The organism is Kocuria rhizosphaerae (assembly GCF_044462265.1).
Classification (GTDB): domain Bacteria; phylum Actinomycetota; class Actinomycetes; order Actinomycetales; family Micrococcaceae; genus Kocuria; species Kocuria rhizosphaerae.
Genome location: NZ_JBISWL010000005.1, coordinates 1 through 19,055 on the forward strand (window position 1 = coordinate 1; position 19,055 = coordinate 19,055).

Annotated in this window: 17 protein-coding genes, 1 tRNA gene and 1 pseudogene; 6 read left to right on the plus strand and 13 right to left on the minus strand. The window is 71.9% G+C overall.

Annotated features, from left to right (window positions below; translation table 11 throughout):
• Nucleotides 1-9 precede the first annotated feature (9 nt).
• A complete protein-coding gene (locus ACH9EU_RS00420) occupies nucleotides 10-552 on the minus strand; it encodes a DJ-1/PfpI/YhbO family deglycase/protease (RefSeq protein ID WP_396411952.1) in 543 nt (180 codons plus the stop codon).
• Nucleotides 553-766: 214 nt separating this feature from the next.
• On the opposite strand from ACH9EU_RS00420, the gene ACH9EU_RS00425 reads away from it, so the two are divergent.
• Nucleotides 767-1,270 (plus strand): YfcE family phosphodiesterase, encoded by a 504-nt coding sequence (locus tag ACH9EU_RS00425; protein WP_396411953.1) that lies wholly within the window; start codon nucleotides 767-769, stop codon nucleotides 1,268-1,270.
• Between the two features lie 30 nt (nucleotides 1,271-1,300).
• Here ACH9EU_RS00425 and ACH9EU_RS00430 read toward each other — a convergent pair whose 3' ends face one another.
• From ACH9EU_RS00430 to ACH9EU_RS00440, 3 genes are all read right to left on the minus strand, one after another.
• The gene (locus ACH9EU_RS00430) at nucleotides 1,301-1,870 is read right to left on the minus strand and encodes a hypothetical protein (RefSeq protein ID WP_396411954.1); all 570 of its coding nucleotides are present in this window, start codon (nucleotides 1,868-1,870) and stop codon (nucleotides 1,301-1,303) included.
• Between the two features lie 186 nt (nucleotides 1,871-2,056).
• A complete protein-coding gene (locus ACH9EU_RS00435; protein ID WP_396411955.1) occupies nucleotides 2,057-2,353 on the minus strand; it encodes a DUF1540 domain-containing protein in 297 nt (98 codons plus the stop codon).
• 176 nt (nucleotides 2,354-2,529) lie between these two features.
• Nucleotides 2,530-3,870, minus strand: coding sequence for a CNNM domain-containing protein (locus tag ACH9EU_RS00440; RefSeq protein WP_396411956.1), 1,341 nt, complete (start codon nucleotides 3,868-3,870; stop codon nucleotides 2,530-2,532).
• 130 nt (nucleotides 3,871-4,000) lie between these two features.
• On the opposite strand from ACH9EU_RS00440, the gene ACH9EU_RS00445 reads away from it, so the two are divergent.
• Nucleotides 4,001-5,215, plus strand: a complete 1,215-nt coding sequence (locus ACH9EU_RS00445; RefSeq protein ID WP_396411957.1) for a glycerophosphodiester phosphodiesterase family protein — start codon at nucleotides 4,001-4,003, stop codon at nucleotides 5,213-5,215.
• Nucleotides 5,216-5,299: 84 nt separating this feature from the next.
• Nucleotides 5,300-5,566, plus strand: a pseudogene (locus tag ACH9EU_RS00450) (FRG domain-containing protein); the annotation flags it as partial.
• 219 nt (nucleotides 5,567-5,785) lie between these two features.
• Here ACH9EU_RS00450 and ACH9EU_RS00455 read toward each other — a convergent pair.
• The 5 genes from ACH9EU_RS00455 to ACH9EU_RS00475 form a co-directional block, all read right to left on the minus strand.
• Nucleotides 5,786-7,426, minus strand: a complete 1,641-nt coding sequence (locus ACH9EU_RS00455) for a thiamine pyrophosphate-binding protein (RefSeq protein ID WP_396411958.1) — start codon at nucleotides 7,424-7,426, stop codon at nucleotides 5,786-5,788.
• A gap of 138 nt (nucleotides 7,427-7,564) precedes the next feature.
• The gene (locus tag ACH9EU_RS00460; RefSeq protein ID WP_396411959.1) at nucleotides 7,565-8,443 is read right to left on the minus strand and encodes an ATP-binding cassette domain-containing protein; all 879 of its coding nucleotides are present in this window, start codon (nucleotides 8,441-8,443) and stop codon (nucleotides 7,565-7,567) included.
• Nucleotides 8,433-9,206, minus strand: coding sequence for an ABC transporter permease subunit (locus ACH9EU_RS00465; protein ID WP_396411960.1), 774 nt, complete (start codon nucleotides 9,204-9,206; stop codon nucleotides 8,433-8,435). Before ACH9EU_RS00465 ends, ACH9EU_RS00460 begins: the two co-directional genes overlap by 11 nt.
• A complete protein-coding gene (locus ACH9EU_RS00470; protein WP_396411961.1) occupies nucleotides 9,203-9,997 on the minus strand; it encodes an ABC transporter permease subunit in 795 nt (264 codons plus the stop codon). Before ACH9EU_RS00470 ends, ACH9EU_RS00465 begins: the two co-directional genes overlap by 4 nt.
• 34 nt (nucleotides 9,998-10,031) lie before the next feature.
• Nucleotides 10,032-10,982 (minus strand): ABC transporter substrate-binding protein, encoded by a 951-nt coding sequence (locus tag ACH9EU_RS00475; RefSeq protein WP_396411962.1) that lies wholly within the window; start codon nucleotides 10,980-10,982, stop codon nucleotides 10,032-10,034.
• Between the two features lie 175 nt (nucleotides 10,983-11,157).
• On the opposite strand from ACH9EU_RS00475, the gene ACH9EU_RS00480 reads away from it, so the two are divergent.
• Nucleotides 11,158-12,108 carry a LysR substrate-binding domain-containing protein gene (locus ACH9EU_RS00480; RefSeq protein ID WP_396411963.1) on the plus strand — a complete coding sequence of 317 codons (951 nt, stop codon included), beginning with the start codon at nucleotides 11,158-11,160 and terminating at the stop codon, nucleotides 12,106-12,108.
• A gap of 75 nt (nucleotides 12,109-12,183) precedes the next feature.
• Here the strand turns inward: ACH9EU_RS00480 and manA are convergent, their stop codons facing one another.
• Complete coding sequence (gene manA, locus ACH9EU_RS00485) at nucleotides 12,184-13,341, minus strand: mannose-6-phosphate isomerase, class I (RefSeq protein WP_396411964.1); 1,158 nt, start codon at nucleotides 13,339-13,341, stop codon at nucleotides 12,184-12,186.
• A gap of 62 nt (nucleotides 13,342-13,403) precedes the next feature.
• Between manA and ACH9EU_RS00490 the strand changes: the two genes are divergently transcribed.
• Nucleotides 13,404-14,804 (plus strand): phosphomannomutase/phosphoglucomutase, encoded by a 1,401-nt coding sequence (locus tag ACH9EU_RS00490; protein ID WP_396411965.1) that lies wholly within the window; start codon nucleotides 13,404-13,406, stop codon nucleotides 14,802-14,804.
• A 64-nt stretch (nucleotides 14,805-14,868) separates the two neighbouring features.
• On the opposite strand, the gene ACH9EU_RS00495 is transcribed toward ACH9EU_RS00490, so the two are convergent.
• The 3 genes from ACH9EU_RS00495 to ACH9EU_RS00505 form a co-directional block, all read right to left on the minus strand.
• The gene (locus tag ACH9EU_RS00495; protein WP_396411966.1) at nucleotides 14,869-16,056 is read right to left on the minus strand and encodes a globin domain-containing protein; all 1,188 of its coding nucleotides are present in this window, start codon (nucleotides 16,054-16,056) and stop codon (nucleotides 14,869-14,871) included.
• 58 nt (nucleotides 16,057-16,114) lie between these two features.
• Complete coding sequence (locus ACH9EU_RS00500; protein WP_396411967.1) at nucleotides 16,115-16,606, minus strand: Rrf2 family transcriptional regulator; 492 nt, start codon at nucleotides 16,604-16,606, stop codon at nucleotides 16,115-16,117.
• Between the two features lie 190 nt (nucleotides 16,607-16,796).
• A complete protein-coding gene (locus ACH9EU_RS00505; RefSeq protein ID WP_396411968.1) occupies nucleotides 16,797-18,662 on the minus strand; it encodes a phosphoenolpyruvate carboxykinase (GTP) in 1,866 nt (621 codons plus the stop codon).
• A 288-nt stretch (nucleotides 18,663-18,950) separates the two neighbouring features.
• Here ACH9EU_RS00505 and ACH9EU_RS00510 point away from each other — a divergent pair.
• A tRNA-Arg gene (locus ACH9EU_RS00510) sits at nucleotides 18,951-19,026 on the plus strand.
• The last annotated feature ends 29 nt before the right edge of the window (nucleotides 19,027-19,055 follow it).

Genomic DNA, 19,055 nt, shown 5'->3' on the forward strand with positions numbered 1-19,055 from the left:
CGCGCGGCGTCAGGCGGCGAACATCGCCAGCGCCTCCCGGTTGAACGCCCCGAGGTCGCGGGGGCTGCGAGAGGTCACGAGCCTGCCGTCGACGACGACCTCCTCGTCGACCCACTGCGCGCCGGCGTTCTTCAGGTCCGTGGCGAGCGAGTGGTAGGAGGTGAGCCGCCTCCCCCGGGCCAGCCCCGCCTCGAGGAGGATCCAGGGCGCGTGGCAGATGGCGGCGATCGGCTTGCCCGCGGCGTCGAACTCCCGGACCAGGCGCAGGGCGTCCTGCTCCACGCGCAAGGTGTCGGCGTTGAGGGTTCCTCCCGGCAGGACCAGGGCGTCGAAGTCCTCGGCCGAGGCGTCGGCCAGGGTGCCGTCGACCTCGTAGCTGCCGCCGCGGTCCCAGTCGCCCTGCAGCGCGGTGATCGCGCCGCGCTCCGAGGACAGCAGCACCGGGGTGCCTCCGGCGTCCTGCACAGCCTTCCACGGCCCGGCGAGTTCGGGCTCCTCGACCCCGTTCGTGGCGATGAACGCGATCTTCTTCCCGGTGATGTCTGCGGTCATGCGGAAACCTCCTGGTGCGATGGCGGGTGGGACGTGGGGGCCGGTGGGCCCGGCCGGTGACCCGGCACCACTGTGGCCCCACCGGGCCGCCGAGGGGAAGAGCCGGGCGGCCGCGTTCGCGCTCGGCGACACCGCCGGCGACCGACGTCCGGCGGGGCGCCCGCGGGAGCGCCCGCCGGAGCGCCCAGGACGGTCTCCGTGCGAGGCTGGGTGCATGGCCCGACTCCTGCTGATCGCCGACACCCACGTCCCCCGGCGCGCCCGCGATCTGCCCGACCCGCTCTGGCGCGCGGTGGACGAGGCCGACGTGGTGCTCCACGCGGGTGACTGGGTCGACCTCGCGACCCTGGACCGGCTCCGGGCGCGGGCCGCACGACTGGTGGGGGTGTGGGGCAACAACGACGGGCCCGAGCTGCGAGAACGGCTGCCCGAGGTCGCCCGCGAGAGGATCGGGGGCGTGCGCCTCGGCATGGTCCACGAGACCGGGGCCTCGGCCGGGCGGGAGAAGCGCATGGACCGCGCCTTCCCGGACCTCGACGTCCTCGTCTTCGGGCACAGCCACATCCCGTGGGACAGCACCACCCCGGCCGGCATGCGCCTGCTCAACCCGGGCTCCCCCACGGACCGGAGGCGGCAGCCGCACTGCACCTACCTGACGGCGGTGGCCGAGGCCGGCCGGCTCACGGACGTGGAGCTCGTGCGCCTCCCGCGGCGCTGACCCGCCCCGCACGCCCGCGCGGCACCGCCGTCACTCGAGGCCCCGCAGCCGGTAGTAGCGCCGGCCCACCACGGTCCCGTTGACACGGACCACCGCCCACACCGCCACGAGCACGAGCGCGACGACCACGGCTGGGAACGGGACGAAGATCGCCCACACCACGAGCACCATGCCCGGGACGCTCAACAGGATGGGCCAGACGTACTGGACCATCTCCACGGCCATGTAGTCCTGCATCTCCCGCAGCGCGGGGTCCTGCGGGACCGTGGCGCGCCGCACGGACATCCGCAGCCCCTTGGCCGCCCGGGCCCGGGCGTCCATGAGGTCGTTGCGGGGCGCGTCGTCCGCACGGGTCAGCGAGAGGACGACGCCGCCGAGCAGCAGGGCGGCACCACCGGCCGTGAGCCCCCACTCGGCCGGGCTGAGCCTTCCTCCCTCGTCCAGGAGCAGCGCCGCGGCGATCCCGGCCAGCAGCCCCACCACCAGCCCGGCCACGGCGGTCAGGACGGTCCTGCGGATCCAGATGGCATCGAGCTCGCCCAGCCGTGGGATCGGCACGTGCGGGTGATCGGCCCCGCTGAGCCGGATCTCCTCGTCCATGGCCCTTCCGTCCTCTCGTGGCTCCTCGTGCGGTGCTCGGACACCTCCATTGTCCCGCGCGCGGGGCGCCGGGGCACAGTCCCGGGCGCTTCCCGGGAGCACCGCGGGCACCGGTCCCGGGCACGACGACGCCCCGGACCCCGGGGTCGGGGCGTCGGGGCGCTGCGCCGTCGGTCGGCGGCCGGATCAGGCCGCCTGGTAGGTCAGGCAGTCCGCCTCGTCCGCTCCCGCGCCGATCTTGACGTCGTGGGCCGTGCACATCAGGTGCGAGTTGTGCGTGCACTCGGCGCGCTGGCAGGCGCCGACCTCGGCGTGGACGGTGGGCAGGCCGCCGTCGGCGCCGAGGGAGATGAAGGTGCCGCACTGGGCGTGGCCGGACGAGCCGGTCACGGTGATCGCGTGGGCGGAGCACTCGTGGTCGTGGTTGAACGAGCACTGCCCCACGCTGCAGCCGGAGACGGGAACGAACTCTGTGGTGGCCATGACGATTCCTCCTGGAAGGTCCGCGAGGCCGCGCCGGAGGCACCGGCCTCTTCGTCCCTCCAGGATGCCCCGGCAGGGCGGGAATGAATAGCACAGGTTCTCGTGCGCATTCTCCCCCGGATCCCGTCCGTGGCCGGTGTCGCCGGCTCCGGCCCCGGGGGCGCACGCCCGGTCGTTCACCCGGCCGGCCGCGCCCCCGGGGCGCCGGAGCCCGGCAGACGGGTGATGCGCACCCGTTCCACGCGCGGGCCCTCCGTCGCCAGGACCTCCAGCCGGTACCCGTCGACGTCGACGACGTCGCCCGGGCGGGCCACCCGGCCCAGCCGGTCCATCACGAATCCGCCCACGGTCTCGTAGTGCCCCTCCGGGATGGTGAGGCCGCTCTCCTCCGGCACCTCCTGGATGATGAGCCCGCCGTCCACGAGCACGGCCTCGCCGCGGTGCAGCACGGTGTCCTCGTGCTCCCGGCGCCCGGTGTCGAACTCGTCGTAGATCTCCCCCACCAGCTCCTCGACCAGGTCCTCCAGGGTGACGATGCCCGCCGTCCCCCCGTACTCGTCGACGACGATCGCGATGTGGTGGCCGCCCTGGCGCATCAGCTGCAGGGTGCGCAGCACGTGGCTGCTCTCGGGCACGAAGGGGATCGGACGAGCCAGGTCCCGCAGGGTCCGCAACGGCGGCTCGATGGTCCCGTCCCCGTCGGCGTCGGCCTGCACGAGGTCGCGGACGTGCACGAAGCCCACGACGTCGTCCACGTCCGATCCCGTGACCGGGTAGCGCGAGTGGGGCAGGGACAGCGCGATCCGGTACGCCTCGGTCACGGGCAGGGCGCCGTCCAGGAAGTGGACGTCGGTGCGGGGCCGCATGACCTCCGTCAGGCGCCGCTCACCGGCCTCGAAGACGTCCGTGAGGATCGAGCGGGAGACGGGCCCGAGTCCGCGGGTGTCGACGACCATGTCGCGGATCTCCTCGGGCGAGACCTCCTCCGTGACGGCGTGCGGATCCCCGCCGAGGAGCCGCACCACGAGGTCCGTGGACGCCGAGAGCACCGCGATGGCCGGGCGCATGAGCGTGGCGAAGAGGTTCAGGGGCGGCGCCAGGACCCGGGTGAACCCGACGGCGCGCTGCATGGCCAGCCGCTTCGGGACGAGCTCGCCCAGCACGAGGGACAGGTAGGCGATGAGCAGGGTCGTCCCGACCAGGGCCACGGTGCGAGCGGCGGACGAGGAGAGCCCGGCGCCCTCCAGCAGCGGCTCCACGCCGGGAGCCAGCGTGGAGGCGCCGTAGGCGGAGGAGAAGAACCCCGCGACCGTCACCCCGATCTGCACGGCGGAGAGGAAGGTGTTGGGCTCCCGCACGAGCGCGGCGGCGCGGGCGCCCCTCCGGCCCGAGCGCTCGATCCGCTTGACCTGGCTCTCCCGCAGGCTCACGATCGCCATCTCGGTGCCCGCGAAGACACCTCCGATCAGCACGAAGAGCAGGACCAGGAGGATGTTGACGAGGGTGGCGGGCTCCATGGCGACCACGGTACCGGCGGCGTGCGGGACGTCAGGAGATCACCCGGGCTTCACTGCGCGTTGACCTCGCGGTCTCCGGGCTCCCCTTTCCTGGAGGGACACCGTCCCCCCAGCACAGAGGAGCACCGTCATGACCTCTCCTTCCGTCCGCACCCTGCGCGGCGCCGCCGCGACCCTGTCCGCCGCCGCCGTGCTCGGTTCGGCGCTGCCCGCCGTCGCAGCCCCGGCCGGGACCGAGGGCCCCCTCGCCATCGGTCACCGCGGTGCCGCCGGCACCGCCCCCGAGAACACCGTCCCCGGGTTCACGGACGCCCGCGCCGCCGGCGTCGACCACTTCGAGGTCGACGTCCAGCTCAGCGCCGACGGCGTGCCCTTCCTCTTCCACGACAACACCCCCGCGCGCACGACGAACGTCGAGGACGTCTTCCCCGGCCGGGAGAACGACCCGGTCACGTCCTTCACCTGGGACGAGCTGCAGCAGCTCGACGCGGGCTCCTTCTTCGGCTCGACATTCGCCGGGGAGAGGATCCCGCACCTGGACGACGCCGCGAAGGTCGCCACCGTCAACACCGGCGTCTACATCGAGATCAAGTCCCCGCAGAACTCCCCGGGCATCGAGCAGGTCGTCGCCGACGCCCTGGCCCTGGACGAGGACTGGGCCAAGCTGCTCGGAGCGGGCAAGGTCACCGTCATCGGCTTCGACGAGGCGTCCAACCGGACGTTCTCCGACCTGGCCCCCGAGGTGCCCCTGCAGCAGCTCACCGGCACCGTCCCGGACGCCGCCACGATCGAGCGGTGGGCCGGGTTCGTGGACTCCGTGGGCACCGACTACCGCACCCTCGACGCCGCCGGCGTCGCGCGCGTCGACGCCGCCGGCCTGGACCTGGGCGTCTACACGGTGAACTCCCCGGAGGCGGTCCAGCACGTGGTCGACCTCGGCGTGGACATGGTCACCGGCGACTTCCCGGTCCAGACGGGCCGCTACCTCGGCGGGCTCCGGCCGTTCCCGACGAACAACGGGATCCAGGTCGAGGACTCGGTCAACGACGTCCCCGGGGACGACGTGCAGCCCGAGACCGGCGAGCACGTGCTGCTCACCAACACGGGCCGGACCACGGTGGATGTCAGCGGGTACGTGCTGCGCGACGCCGCCAGCAACGTCCTCACCGTGGGCGAGGGCTACGAGCTGGCTCCGGGCGAGCAGCTGCGCGTGCACACCGGCCCGGGCACCCACACCGAGGACGCGTACTACAACGGCCGCGCCTCCTCCGTGCTCAACAACGGCGGGGAGTCCGTGGCGCTCTGGACGGGCGACGGCCGGCTGCTGGACGTCTTCGCCAACTGACCCGCTCCGCGGCCGGGGCACGCTCAGAAACGGCGTGCTGCGCCTCGTGCGGTGGGTCGCCCGGCACAGCGGCCACCGCCACGGATGGCGGCAGCGGTCGAGTCCCTCATCGGCTTCGCCCTCCTGACCGCCGCATTGTCCTGGTTCACCCAGATCCGTCCGGCGCCGGAGCCGGCGGCCCGGGACCTGCACACCGGCCTGTACCGGTTGTGCGGCGACCCGAGCGACAGGATCGAACCGCACATCCTGCGCAACTTCCGCCAGTACGCCGCGCGCGACACCTCCCCGGGCGAGTCGGACTGGAACCGGCCGGGCGTGGCCCAGCACCACGGTCTGCCCACGCGGCTGCTCGACCGGTCCGACTCCCCGTGCGTGGCGCTGCACTTCGCCACCGCCGACCCGCGCTGCCACGACCGTCCCGGCGCGGTGCGGTGCGTGGACCACGGGCATGCTCACCCGGGTGGCCTGCAGCATGGCCGACTTCGACCGGCACCGGGCCCCGGACGGGCGGCTCGTGCAGGTGGCTGGGCCGGGGCCCCGCCGCGGCGGGATCGGCGGGGCCCCGGGACCTCACTCGTCGTCGAACGTGTGGGCGAGCACCCAGGACGGGAAGGAGCTGATCTTCGCGTCGACGACCAGCGGCGTGTCCCTGTCCCCCTCGAGCCAGTCCCGCACGCCCTCGAGGTCCTCCAGCCGGCGCACCGTGAGCGCGGTGCACCCGAAGCCGCGGGCGACGGCGGCGATGTCCTTGTCGGGGAACTCCACGGTCTCCATCGAGGCGTTCTCGTGGACGAAGTGGTGCACCTCGGCCCCGTAGGCGTGGTCGTCGTAGACCACCACGACGAGCGGCAGCCCCAGCCGGACGGCCGTGTCCAGTTCCACGAGGCTCATCATGAACCCACCGTCGCCGACGCCGGCGACCGTCAACCGGTCGGGGTTGGCCAGCGAGGCCCCGACGGCGGAGGCCAGGGCCAGGCCGATGGACTGGAAGGCCAGCGGCAGGCAGTAGCCGCGCGCGTCGGGCACCTGCAGGAACATGGCGGGATAGCCGTTGAAGTTCCCGCCGTCGGGGACCACGACGCGTTCCCGGGGAAGCATCTCGTTCAGCGCGATGGTCAGGGACCGGGGGTCCACGGTGTCCTCCGAGCTGATCTCCTCGAACGGAACGTCGACCCAGTCGCTGCCGTCGCGGATCTTCCGGGCCACGTCCTCCGTGCGGTAGCCACGGGACCGCGTGCCGCGGGTCTCGAGCTCCCGGCCCACGGCCTCGGCCACGAGGGCGGAGTCTCCCACGACGCCGAACTCCACGGACCGGTGGAAACCGATGGCCTCCGCACTGAGGTCCACCTGGACCACTCGTGCCCCGGCCAGCAGCTTGCCCCCGCGGGTGGTCCACCGGTTCAGGCCGGCCCCGAAGGCGACCACCACGTCGGCGTCCTGGATGAGCTGAGCGGTCGTGGGCGTCGAGAAGCCTCCCATGACGTCCAGGTACCACGGGCTGCCGTGGAAGATGCCGCGCCCCACGGCGGAGGTCGTCAGCAGCGCCCCCACCCGGTCGGCCAGCTGCTCGATCTCGGCCCGCGCACCCAGGGCGCCGCGCCCGCCGACGAGCACCGGCCGCTCGGCCCCGGCCAGCAGGTCCGCGAGTGCCGTGACCGCGTCCGGCGACGGGCCGGGGACCATCCGTGGCGCGATGGCCGGCACCGACTCCTCCGACCACTCGACCTCCTGCTCCTGGACGTCGAGCGCCATGTTCAGCAGCACCGTGCGGCGCTCGTCCCGGGCCAGGCGGAACGCGCGCACGGCGTCCTCCACACAGGTGGCGGCGGAGTGGACCCGTTCCACCTCCACGCCGAGAGCCCTGACCGCCGTCGACTGGTCGATCCAGAAGTTCGAGGTCCGGTTCGAGGCCGGCGTGTCGCCGGAGAGCACCAGCACAGGGGTCCTGCTCTTCGCCGCCTCCACCACGCCGGTCAGCGCGTTGGTCAGCCCGCACCCCTGGTGGACGCTGACCGCCGAGACCTCGCCCGTGCTGCGCGACCAGGCGTCGGCCATGCAGGCGGCGCCCATCTCGTGCCGTGCCGCGGTGAACGTGGCCCCGCCGTCGATCAGGGCGTTGGTGAAGTGGAAGTTGCCGCTCCCGGTGACGCCGAACACCTGGCGCACGCCCAGCAGCGCGAGGGTGCGCCCCACGGCCTCCGCGACCCTCACGCCCCACGCACCTCCCCTCGGCAGCAGGGTGTCCCGTGCTCCCCGGGCGGGGCCGTCGTCGTCCCGCCGGAGGTCGTGGTGGTCAGGATTCTCATGGCGCACTTCCTTCTGTTGAGCTCGGCGGGGCCGCCGGGTGGGTCAGGCCCTCGTGCCGGCTTCGCGCTTGGCCCTCTGGATCTCCTCGTAGACGTGCCCGCGCAGCTCGGTGAACCGCGGCATACCGCGCGTCGTGAGCTGGTCCCGTTCGTCCGGCAGGTCGATCGCGAGATCCTCCTGGACGACCGTCGGGGAACTGGAGAGGATGATGACGCGCTCTCCGAGGTAGACGGACTCGTCGATGTCGTGGGTCACGAACAGCACGGTCACGCCCATCCGGTGCCACACGTCGCGGATCAGGTCCTCGAGATCGGCGCGGGTCTGGGCGTCGACGGCGGCGAACGGCTCGTCCATGAGCAGGATCTTCGGCTGGTAGGCCACCGCGCGAGCGATCGCCACGCGCTGCTGCATGCCGCCGGAGAGCTGCCAGGGGTACTTCTTGTCCGCGCCGGCGAGGTCCACGGCGTCGATCGCGTCCGCCACGAGCCGCCGGCGCTCGTCACGGGGAGTCTTGGCGTTCTTCAGGGGCAGCTCCACGTTCTCGCGGACCGTCATCCAGGGGAACAGGCTGCGCCCGTACTCCTGGAAGACCACGGCCATGTCCTTGGGCGGGCCGGTCACCGTCTCGCCCCCGAGGAGCACCTCGCCGGAGGTCGGCGCCATGAGCCCGGAGATGCACTTGAGCAGCGTGGTCTTGCCGGAGCCGGACGGGCCCACGAGGCACGCCAGCTCGCCGCGTCCGAGGTCGAACGTGAGGTTGCGGACGGCCTCCACGTCCCCGTGCTCGCTCTGATAGATCTTCTGCAGCCCGCGCACCGACAGCAGCACGTCCTTGCCGCCGGTGCGCCCGGCGCCGACGTCGCCCGTGCCGGGCCGGGATGCGTTCTCGTTGACTGCCGAGCTTCCGTTGTCAGCCTGCATTCTCCACCTCTTTCAGGCCCCGGTACCAGGCGAGGACCTTGCGTTCAACACGTTGGAAGACGAACGCCAGCACCACGCCGATGAGACCCAGCACGGCGATGCCGCTCCACATCTCCGGAATGGCGAACGATCGCTGGAACTGGACGATGGTGAACCCGAGCCCCGAGGACGAGGCGAACATCTCCGAGATCACCATCAGGATCAGGCCGATCGACAGGGCCTGCCGGATCCCGGCCATCATCTGAGGGCTGGCCGCCGGGATCACGAGGTGGACGACCCGCGACCAACCGTGGATCCCGTAGGAGCGCGCGGTCTCCGTCATGACCGTGTCGACCGAGCGCACGCCCTCGATGGTGTTCAGCAGGACCGGCCACACCGACCCCAGCACGATCACCACGACCTTCATCTGGTCGTTCACGCCGATGAGCAGCATCAGCACCGGCACGAGCACCGGGGGCGGGATCGCCCGGAAGAACTCGAGCACGGGCTCGAGCAGGTTGCGCAGCCAGCGCACGGAGCCGATCACCAGCCCCGCCACGATGCCCACGAGGATGGACAGCGCCAGCCCCACCAGGAGCCGGCCGATGCTGGGCAGCACGTCGTCGAAGAACCGCTGCCCGAACCAGACGTCCACGAACGTCGTCGCGAACTCCCCCGGCTCGGGGACGTAGAAGCTGGTGGAGACCAGCGTGTAGGCCCACCAGATCAGGATGAGCAGGACGGGCAGCCCGAGGGCGTAGCCCAGGTTCTTGGCGATGTTCATACCGCCACCTCTCCGCGGACGGACGAGTGCCAGGACAGGGCCCGGCGCTCGAGCATCCGCATGCCCAGGTTGATGACCACGCCGAGCAGCCCGGCCATGACGATGAACGCGTACATGGCGGTGACGGCGCCGCCGGACTGGGCGAGCGCGATCTCCCGGCCCAGCCCCGGGCTGCCGATGACCAGCTGCGCGGTCACGGCCAGGATGAGCGCCACCGCCGCGCCCAGGCGCAGCCCCGTGATGACGTAGGGCAGGGACGTGGGCCAGGTGACGTAGCGGACCCTGGCGAGCGGCCCGAGGCCGTAGCTCTTGGCGGTGTCCTGCGCGACGGTGTCCACGTCCCCGACCCCGTAGAGCACCTGGATGAGGATCTGCCAGAAGGACGCGTACACGACCAGCAGCAGCGTGGACTCGAGCTGCACCCCGAAGAGCAGGACCGCCAGCGGGATGAGCGCCACCGAGGGGATGGGGCGGAGGAACTCGATCGTGGTGTGGGTGGCCCGGCGCAGGAACGTGCTGTTGCCGATCACGAGTCCCAGCACGATCGCGGAGACGGCCGCGATGAGCAGCCCCAGGAACCAGGCCAGGACGGTCTGCCAGACCGCCAGCCAGAAGCCGGCGGAGACGAACTGGGAGCCGAGCTCCAGGAGGACCTCGCTGGCGGGGGGCAGGTAGCGCGGGTTGACGATGCCGGTCAGGGGCAGCAGCTGCCAGGTGGCCAGGAATACGAGGATGCCCAGCACACCCAGCACGCCGGGCCCCAGGGACGGGCCGGTGCGGGTTCGTGTCATGCGGTGATCCCTTCTGTGGATCCGTGCTCCCGCACTACGGCAGGAGGGTGTCCAGGTCGGGCTCCTGGTCCAGCGAGCCGTACTTCACAGCCGCGCTGCCGAGCTTCTGGAGCGACTCCCGGTCGAACTCGGTGCGGTAGCGGGGCAGCGTCATCTTCTCGCGCAGCTCGTCGCTGATCTCCGTGTAGGTGCCGACGATCTCGCGGACCTCCTCCGGGTTCTCGTTCGCGTACTCGAGGGAGCGGTTCATGGCGTTCTGGAACTTCTCGACGAGCTCGGGCTCCTGCTCGATCTTCTGGGCGGTCGTGAAGTAGCCGGCGATGTCGAGCTCCGGGTCGAACTCCACGAAGTTGTAGGTCACCGCCCGGGAGCCCTCGTCGAGGACCTGCGACAGGAAGGGGTCCAGGATCCAGGCGGCGTCCACCTGGCCGCGGTCCAGGGCCGCGGGGGCGTCGGGGAAGCCGACCTCCACGAAGTCGATGGCGTCGGGGTCGCCGCCGGCCTCCTCCACGACGTGGCGGATCGTGGTGTCACCGATGTTGTTGAGGTTGTTCACCGACACGGTCTTGCCGGACAGGTCCGCCGGGCTCTGGATGTCCGAGTCCGCGGGGACGACGACGGCGCTGAAGTCGCGCTCGGTGTTGCCTGAGGTCGTCGTGCCGTTGGTGACGTAGCGGATGTCCAGGCCCTCGTTCTGGGCGACCATCACGGACAAGGTGTTGCCGAAGGCGAAGTCGAAGTCGCCGCTCACGACGCCGGGCACGGCGGCCGCGCCGCCGCTCGTGGTCTGGATCTCGAGGTCGATGCCCTCCTCCTCGAAGAAGCCCTGCTCCTCGCCCAGCCAGATCGCGGCGGTGTCCACGATGGGGATGACACCGACGGTGACCTGCTCCATCTCCCCGTCCGCGGCGCCGTCGCCTCCTCCGCACGCCGCCAGCCCCAGCACGGACCCCACTGCTCCCATGGCCACGATCGGACGTCGCATCTCGTCTCCCCTTCTCCTCTTGGTTCGGTCGGGACCGTGCGCCGACCCCGGACGGGTCGTCGCTCGGCACGACTGTGATACCCATCACTCTAGTGGCGTATCATCGACAAACCAGTGCATGTTGTCGATGCCCCGATACATGTCGTCTATGCGTCGATCCTTTCAGGAGTGCTCTGTGGAACTGGACCTGAACCTGATGCGCGTGTTCTGCACGGTCTACGAGCAGGGCAGCGTGACGGCCGCCGCCACGGAGCTGCACCTCACCCAGCCCACGGTGAGCCACTCCCTGAAGAAGCTGCGGCGGCAGTGCAACGACCAGCTGTTCGTCCGTGAAGGGCGGGGCCTCCGGCCCACACCGTTCGCGGCGAGCATCTTTCCGCAGGTCAAGGCCGGCATCGCACAGGTCTCCTCGGCCATGTCCTCAGGGGGGCAGTTCGACCCGGTCACCGCCCGCGACCGGTTCACCCTGGCCCTGACGGACCTCGGCGAGCGGGCGTTCCTGCCGCCCGTCATGACCGCCCTGCGGCGGCAGGCTCCCGGGACGGAGCTCACGGTCCTCCCCCTCGACGTCGAGCACATCCCCGACGATCTGCTGCGAAACCGGGTGGACGCCGCGATCTGCGCCCCGTACATCGGCGGGCCGGACATCGTCCGCACGGTCATCGGAACGGACGACTACGTGATCATCGCCGCCCGCGACCACCCTCGCATCCGGGACGAGCTCACGCTCGAGCAGCTCGCGGTCGAGCCACGGATCCGACTCGCGCCCTCCCTGGGCCACGACCTGGCCGAGGTGGCCGCGGAGCAGGCCGGCGCACCGGGCCGCACGGCGCTCCGGCTGTCCCGCTTCACGGGACTGCTGGCCGTCGTGGAGCGCACCGACTGCATCGCGGTCCTGCCGCGGCTGCTGGCCGCGACCCTGGAGGAGACCTCCGGGATCCGCGTCTTCGCGCACCCCGTGGAGATGCCACCGCTCCAGCTCGCCGTCTACGCCCGGGAGCCCGGCCACCAGAGGCCCGCCCAACGATGGTTCGCCCAGCTGCTGGTGGACGTCCTGCTGGAGACCTTCGCGACGGACCCGTCCGCCCCGCTGCGGCCCGGCCCCGTGCACGGCCGTCCCCTGTGAAACGGCCGTCCCCTGTGAAGCGGAGGGAGCACGCCCCCGGGTCCGGGGCGGCCGCACCCGGGGCCCGTCAGCGGCTCAGCGGACGGTGACGGTGAAGACCCGGCCGTTCCCGGTCAGCTCGACCGGGGTCTCGTCGCCGCAGTGGAGCACCGACTCCCCGCCCGTCAGCTCCCACCCGCCGTCCGCGGCGTGCACGGCCGCCCGGCCGTCCGCCACCAGCAGCATGGCCGTTCCGCGCAGGACGGCGGGGACGGGCCGGCCCGGCACCAGCTCGTGGGACACCAGCCCCAGGCGCTCGTCCCACAGCGGGTAGACCCGGGCCCCCGTGGCGTCGGCCGGCGGCTCCACGACCTCCGGTGCCGCCTGCTCCTCGGCCAGGACGGCCAGCAGCTCGGCCACGTCGACGTGCTTGCCGGTCAGCCCGGCGCGCAGGACGTTGTCCGAGGAGCTCATCACCTCGACCGCGGTCCCGGACAGGTAGGCGTGGAGCTGACGGGCGGGCGTGTGCAGCGACTGCCCCGGGGACAGGCGGACGTGGTTCATGCACAGGGCCACCAGCAGGCCCCGGTCCCCCGGGTGACGGTCGGCCACGTGGCGCACGAGCGCCGCCACGGGGTCGTCCGCGGCGGCGGAGCGGGCCGCGTCGACGGTGCGCGCGACGGCGTCGCGCGCCGTGGCGTCGTCGAGACCGAGCACCGCCGGCACGGCGGGGCCACCCCCGGCGACGACGTCGCGCAGCCACTCCAGCCCCAGCCTCTCGGCCGTGGCGCGCAGCCGGTCCGCGGGCTGCACGCCCGTGAGCAGCTCCATCCCGGTGAGAGCCACGACGGTCTCCGGCTTCGCGGAGCGGTCCTTGTAGTTGCGCCGCGGGTCGTCCAGCGGGATCCCCGCGCGCTCCTCACGCTCGAACCCCTCCTCCGCCTGTCGCTCGGAGGGGTGGACCTGGAGGGACAGCGGGGCGTCGATGGCCAGGATCTTGAGCAGGCAGGGCAGACGGTCCCCGGGCACCGAGGGCGGCAGGTACGCGCCCGGATCCTCGGCCACGAGCCGGTCCAGCGGCTGCTCCCGGCCGTCCAGCAGCACGGTCGACGGGGCGGAGGGGTGCGCGCCGACCCACAGCTCGGCCTCGGGCTCGGGGTTCGGGACGGGCCTGCCCTGGAGGCGTGCCAGCACCTCGCGCGAGCCCCACGCATAGTGCTGGATCGGATTGCGCATGCGGAGGATCTCGGCCATGGTCGTCATCAAACCACAGGCACGGCGCCCGGCCCGGAGCGGGTGGCCTAGGATCTCCCCTTGTGACTATCGATCTCTCAGCCTCGTTCAAGGCCTACGACGTCCGTGGCATCGTGGGCGAGTCCATCACCGCCGAGACGGTCCGGGCCACCGGCGCGGCCTTCGTGGACGTCCTCGGCCTGGCCGGGGAAACGGTCCTGGCGGGCGGGGACATGCGCCCCTCCACCCCGGAGTTCGTGGCCGCCTTCACCGAGGGAGCGGTCCGCCGGGGCGCCCACGTCGTGCAGATCGGGCTCGTGTCCACCGACGAGCTGTACTACGCCTCCGGGACGTTCCGGGCCGCCGGTGTGACGTTCACCGCCAGCCACAACCCCTCCCAGTACAACGGCATGAAGATGTCCAGGGCCGGCGCCGTCCCCGTCTCCTCCGAGACCGGGCTCTACGAGATCCGCGACCTGGCGCAGCGCTACCTCGACGAGGGCGCCGTCCCCGCGGCCCCCGCCCCCGGCACGGTGACCCAGCGGGACGTCCTGGCCGACTACGCGGCGTACCTGCGCTCCCTGGTGGACCTCTCGGCGGCGCGCCCGCTGAAGGTGGTCGTGGACGCGGGCAACGGCATGGCCGGGCTCACCACCCCCGCGGTGCTCGGCGACGCCGTCCTGGAGCCGCTCCCGCTGGAGATCGTCCCCCTGTACTTCGAGCTGGACGGCACGTTCCCCAACCACCCCGCCAACCCGCTCGAGCCCGAGAACCTCGTGGACCTCCAGCGGGCGGTGCGCGAGCACGGCGCCGACCTGGGCATCGCGTTCGACGGCGACGCCGACCGCTGCTTCGTCGTCGACGAGCAGGGCGCGGCGGTCACGCCGTCGGCGGTCACGGCGCTGGTGGCCGAACGGGAGATCGAGCGCGCCCGCGCCGAGGGCGTCGAGACCCCCGTGATCATCCACAACCTCATCACCTCGCACGCCGTGCCGGAGCTCGTCACGGCCCGCGGCGGCCGGCCCGTGCGCACGCGGGTGGGCCACTCGTTCATCAAGGCCCTCATGGCCGAGGAGTCCGCGGTCTTCGGCGGGGAGCACTCCGCCCACTACTACTTCAAGGACTTCTTCAACGCCGACACGGGCATGCTCGCCGCGATGCACCTCCTGGCCGCCCTCGGCGAGCAGGACCTTCCGCTGAGCGAGCTCATGCGGCAGTACGACCCCTACGCGGCCTCCGGCGAGATCAACTCCACGGTCGCGGACAAGACCGCCGCGGTCCGGCGCGTGCTCGACGTCCTCGCCGGTCCGGGCACGACCGTGGAGGAACTGGACGGCACCACGGTCGACTGCCCGGACGGAGGCTGGTGGTTCAACCTGCGCCCCTCGAACACGGAGCCGTTCCTGCGCCTGAACGTCGAGGCCAAGGACCGCGCGACCATGGAGGACGTCCGGGACCGGGTCCTGGAGCTCGTCCGCGCCTGAACCCGTGCACCCGGGAGGCCCCGACCCGTCCGGGCGGGGCCTCCCGTGCTCGCGCGGACCGCCCTCAGCCGGCGACGGCCTCGCGCGCCTCGTCGTGGAGCATCCACTGGTCGGGGCCCAGGATCTCGTAGGCCACGTTCCGCCCCGGGACGCCCTGGGCGATCACGGCGGAGCGGACGGCCTTCATGAAGGGCAGCGGGCCGCACAGCACCACCTGCGCGTCGGCGGGGACGAGCACGGCGTCGAGGTCCATGAACCCGTCGTGGTCCCCCTCGCCCGGGACCTCCATCCAGGTCTCGAGGCTCGCGTGGGGCAGCTCGGCCACGAGCATCTCGTGCAGCTCGCGCAGCGGCCAGGTGTCCACGGACCGGTCCGCGTGCAGCACGACGACCCGACGGCGGGACTCCTGCCGCACCAGCCGGTCCAGGAAGGCGAGCATGGGCGTGACCCCGATGCCGGCGGAGGCCAGCACGAGCGGGCCGTCCCCCTCCGGCAGCACGACGTCGCCGTAGGGGTTGGAGACCTGCAGGACGTCGCCGACCCGCACGTCGTGGTGGAGCACCGGGGTGACCTCCCCCCGCTCGTCGAGGCGGACGGCGAAGCGGCGGGTGCCGTCGGGGCCGGGGACCAGGGTGAACTGGCGCGGCTGGAGCACGCCGTCGGGCATCCGGACCTGGACGGTCACGTACTGGCCCGCCTCGGCGGGAGTCATGGGGGTCCCGTCCGCGGGCTCCAGGGTGATCGCCGTGGTGGTGGCCCCGGTCCGCTCCTTCGCGGCGACCCGGAACGGTGCGAACGCCACGGCGTTGGCCTGCGCGGCGTAGAGGCCCTTCTCGATCTTGATCAGGGCGTCGGCCATCAGCCAGTACACCTCGTCCCACGCGGCGGCGACCTCGGGCGTGACGGCGTCGCCCAGGTCCCGGGCGATCGCGCCGAAGAGGTGCTCGTGGACGATCGGGTAGTGCTCGAGCCGCACGCCCAGGGAGGCGTGCTTGTGCGCGACGCGCGAGAGCAGCTCGTCCGGGTACCCGTCCTCGTGGGTCAGCAGCCAGGAGGCGAACATCGCGATGGACCCGGCCAGCGCCTGTGCCTGGGTGCCGTTCCTCTGGTTGGAGCGGCTGAACATGCCGTCGAGCAGATCGGGGCGGGCCTCGAACATGGAGCGGTAGAACTCCGGGGTGATGTGCGGAATGCGCTCGGCGACGACGCCGATGGTCTGCTCGATGACGGGACGGGACTGGTCGGACAGCACGGTTGCCTCCTGGGGTGCCGGTGGTGGACACCCCTAAATTAGCATTACAGATGCTTTATTAAGAATTCGGTGCATCTTCCGTCGTCGCCGCGCCCGGGGAGGCGTCCGGCGGCCGCAGCCCGATGGTGACCATCACCGGGCCGATCTGCTGCTCGCTGACCAGGTCGCGCACCCGCACGTCGTCGAGCGACGCGTAGAAGGCCTCCCTGGCCCTGGACAGGGCGGCACGCAGCCGGCACCCGTGGTCCAGCGGGCAGTCGCCCCCGGAGGACTCGCACTCGACCATGGCGGAACCGGCCTCCAGCTCCCGCAGGAGGGCACCCACGGAGGCGTCGAGTCCGGCCGGGGTGATGGCCACGCCACCCGTCCGGCCGCGGGCGGAGGCGAGCAGGCCGAGCCCGCTCAGCCGCCCCACGGTCTTGGTGACGTGGTGGTACGGCGCACCCACCCCCTCGGCGATGGCTCTCGTGGTCAGCTTCTCCCCCTCGGGGACCGAGCCGGTCAGCAGCAGCACGCGCAGCGCGATGTCGGAGAACGCCGTCAGCCGCACGACCGGCCCCTCTGCTCGACCATGGCCGCTCCTTCCCGATCCCCTCGCCCCCGTCCGTCCGCGGGAGATGATCACCCATTGTCCCACGCACGACGGAGGGGCCTCCCGGCGCGGGAGGCCCCTCCGTCACGCCCGCGGCCGCCGCGGCGGGTCCCACGCCGGGCCCCGGGGGCGGCGGCGCGGCCGCGGATCAGGCGCGGTCCAGTCGCTCCTCCAGGCCCGCGCGCTGCTCCAGGATGGACTCGGGCACGTGGCCCAGCTTGTGGAACCACTCGTCGATGCTCGGCAGCTCGGCCCGCCACTCGGCGGCGTCGACCTTCAGGGCCGCCTCGAGGTCGGCGTCGGAGATCTCCAAATCCGTCAGGTCGAGGTCGTCCTTGGTGGGGACCACGCCGATCGCGGTGTCCTCGCCGTCGGCCTTGCCGTCGAGGCGGTCGACGATCCACTTGACCACGCGCGAGTTCTCGCCGAACCCGGGCCAGGCGAACCCGCCGCTCGGCGTGCGGCGGAACCAGTTGACGTAGAACACCTTCGGCATGTCGTCCTCGCCGACGCGCTCCCCGATCTCGACCCAGTGCTCGAGGTAGTCGTTGGCGTTGTAGCCGATGAAGGGCAACATGGCCATGGGGTCGCGGCGCACCACGCCCACGGCGCCCTTGGCGGCCGCCGTGGTCTCGGAGGAGAGCGTGGCGCCCTGGAAGACACCGTGCTCCCAGCCGAAGGACTGGGACACCAGCGGGACCGTGGTCTTGCGGCGGCCGCCGAAGACGATCGCGTCCAGCGGCACGCCCTCGGGGTCGTCGTACTCGGGGGCCAGGATGTCGACCTGCTTGATCGGCGTGCAGAACCGCGAGTTCGGGTGCGCGGCGGGACGCCCGGACTCCGGGGTCCAGCTCCGGCCCTTCCAGTCGGTCAGGTGCTCGGGGACCTCCTCGGTCATGCCCTCCCACCAGACCCCGCCGTCGTCGGTCAGTGCGACGTTGGTGAAGATCGTGTTGCCCCGGGCGATCGCCCGCATGGCGTTCGGGTTGGTGGGCCAGCCGGTGCCCGGCGCCACGCCGAAGAGCCCGGCCTCGGGGTTCGTCACCCGGGCCTGACCGTCCTTGCCGAAACGGATCCAGGCGATGTCGTCCCCGACCATCTCCGCCTTCCAGCCCTCGATCGTGGGCTCGAGCATGGCGAAGTTGGTCTTGCCGCAGGCGGACGGGAACGCCGCGGAGATGAACCGGCTCCGGCCCTCCGGGTTCGTGACCTTGAGGATGAGCATGTGCTCGGCCAGCCAGCCCTCGTCGTGGGCGATGGCCGAGGCGATGCGCAGGGCGTAGCACTTCTTGCCCAGCAGGGCGTTGCCGCCGTAGCCGGAGCCGAAGGACCAGATGGCGCGGTCCTCGGGGAAGTGGACGATGTACTTGGTCGGGTTGCACGGCCAGGGCACGTCCTGCTCGCCCGGCTGCAGCGGGGCGCCCAGCGAGTGCAGGCACTCCACGAAGAACGCGTTCTGCTCGGTCATCTTCTCGAGCACCGGCGTGCCGATGGTGGCCATGATCCGCATGGAGCAGACCACGTACGCGGAGTCGGTGATCTCCACACCGTAGCTGGGCCGGGAGGCCCCGAGGTGACCCATGACGAAGGGGATGACGTACATGGTCCGTCCCCGCATCGCGCCCCGGAACTTCTTCCGCAGCGTCTCCCGCATGACCTCCGGGTCCTCCCAGTTGTTGGTGGGACCGGCACCCCTCTCCGTCTTGGTGCAGATGTAGGTGCGCTCCTCCACACGGGCGACGTCGTCGGGGTCGGAGAACGCGGCGAAGGAGTTGGGGAAGCTCTCCTGGTTCAGCCGGACGAAGGTGCCGGCGTCCACGAGCTCGTCCGTGAGCCGGTCCCACTCCTCCTCCGAGCCGTCCACCCAGTGGATCCGGTCGGGCTCGGTGAGCTCCGCCATCTCGCGCACCCATCCGAGAAGGTGCGCGTGGGTGGTGGGCGCGTTGTCGAGCGCGGTCTTCACAGCCTCGTTCAGCCCGGTGGTCTCCGTCGTTGCAGTGGGGTTGTCAGCCATTGACATGTCTCCTCGTTGAGGCCGTCCGCCGGCCGCCCGTGGCTCTCGTGGTGGTGCTCTTCGTCGAACACTCGTCCCGGGCGCACCGGGCCCACAGTGAGCGGCATGGAGGTGGGCGGCCGGTCTCTACTGTGATGTGCGGCCCATCCTAGCCTCCCGGGCTCCGGGCGCCCCACACGGATTACGCCGCACGCGCCGCCGACGGTGCGCGGCCGTGGATTTGGCGCAGGAGAAGGCCACATGTAGAGTTGTTCCCGGCTTGAACGGCGGCGACGCCCGGATGCCGATGCGCCTGTAGCTCAACGGATAGAGCATCTGACTACGGATCAGAAGGTTGGGGGTTCGAATCCCTTCGGGCGCACCACTGACGGAGGCCCCGGACCGCACGGTCCG

Coding starts and splice junctions, on each gene's coding strand:
- ACH9EU_RS00420 (WP_396411952.1), bottom strand. CDS start 552: ATGACCGCAGACATCACCGGGAAGAAGATCGCGTTCATCGCCACGAAC.
- ACH9EU_RS00425 (WP_396411953.1), top strand. CDS start 767: ATGGCCCGACTCCTGCTGATCGCCGACACCCACGTCCCCCGGCGCGCC.
- ACH9EU_RS00430 (WP_396411954.1), bottom strand. CDS start 1,870: ATGGACGAGGAGATCCGGCTCAGCGGGGCCGATCACCCGCACGTGCCG.
- ACH9EU_RS00435 (WP_396411955.1), bottom strand. CDS start 2,353: ATGGCCACCACAGAGTTCGTTCCCGTCTCCGGCTGCAGCGTGGGGCAG.
- ACH9EU_RS00440 (WP_396411956.1), bottom strand. CDS start 3,870: ATGGAGCCCGCCACCCTCGTCAACATCCTCCTGGTCCTGCTCTTCGTG.
- ACH9EU_RS00445 (WP_396411957.1), top strand. CDS start 4,001: ATGACCTCTCCTTCCGTCCGCACCCTGCGCGGCGCCGCCGCGACCCTG.
- ACH9EU_RS00460 (WP_396411959.1), bottom strand. CDS start 8,443: ATGCAGGCTGACAACGGAAGCTCGGCAGTCAACGAGAACGCATCCCGG.
- ACH9EU_RS00465 (WP_396411960.1), bottom strand. CDS start 9,206: ATGAACATCGCCAAGAACCTGGGCTACGCCCTCGGGCTGCCCGTCCTG.
- ACH9EU_RS00470 (WP_396411961.1), bottom strand. CDS start 9,997: ATGACACGAACCCGCACCGGCCCGTCCCTGGGGCCCGGCGTGCTGGGT.
- ACH9EU_RS00475 (WP_396411962.1), bottom strand. CDS start 10,982: ATGCGACGTCCGATCGTGGCCATGGGAGCAGTGGGGTCCGTGCTGGGG.
- manA (WP_396411964.1), bottom strand. CDS start 13,341: ATGGCCGAGATCCTCCGCATGCGCAATCCGATCCAGCACTATGCGTGG.
- ACH9EU_RS00505 (WP_396411968.1), bottom strand. CDS start 18,662: ATGGCTGACAACCCCACTGCAACGACGGAGACCACCGGGCTGAACGAG.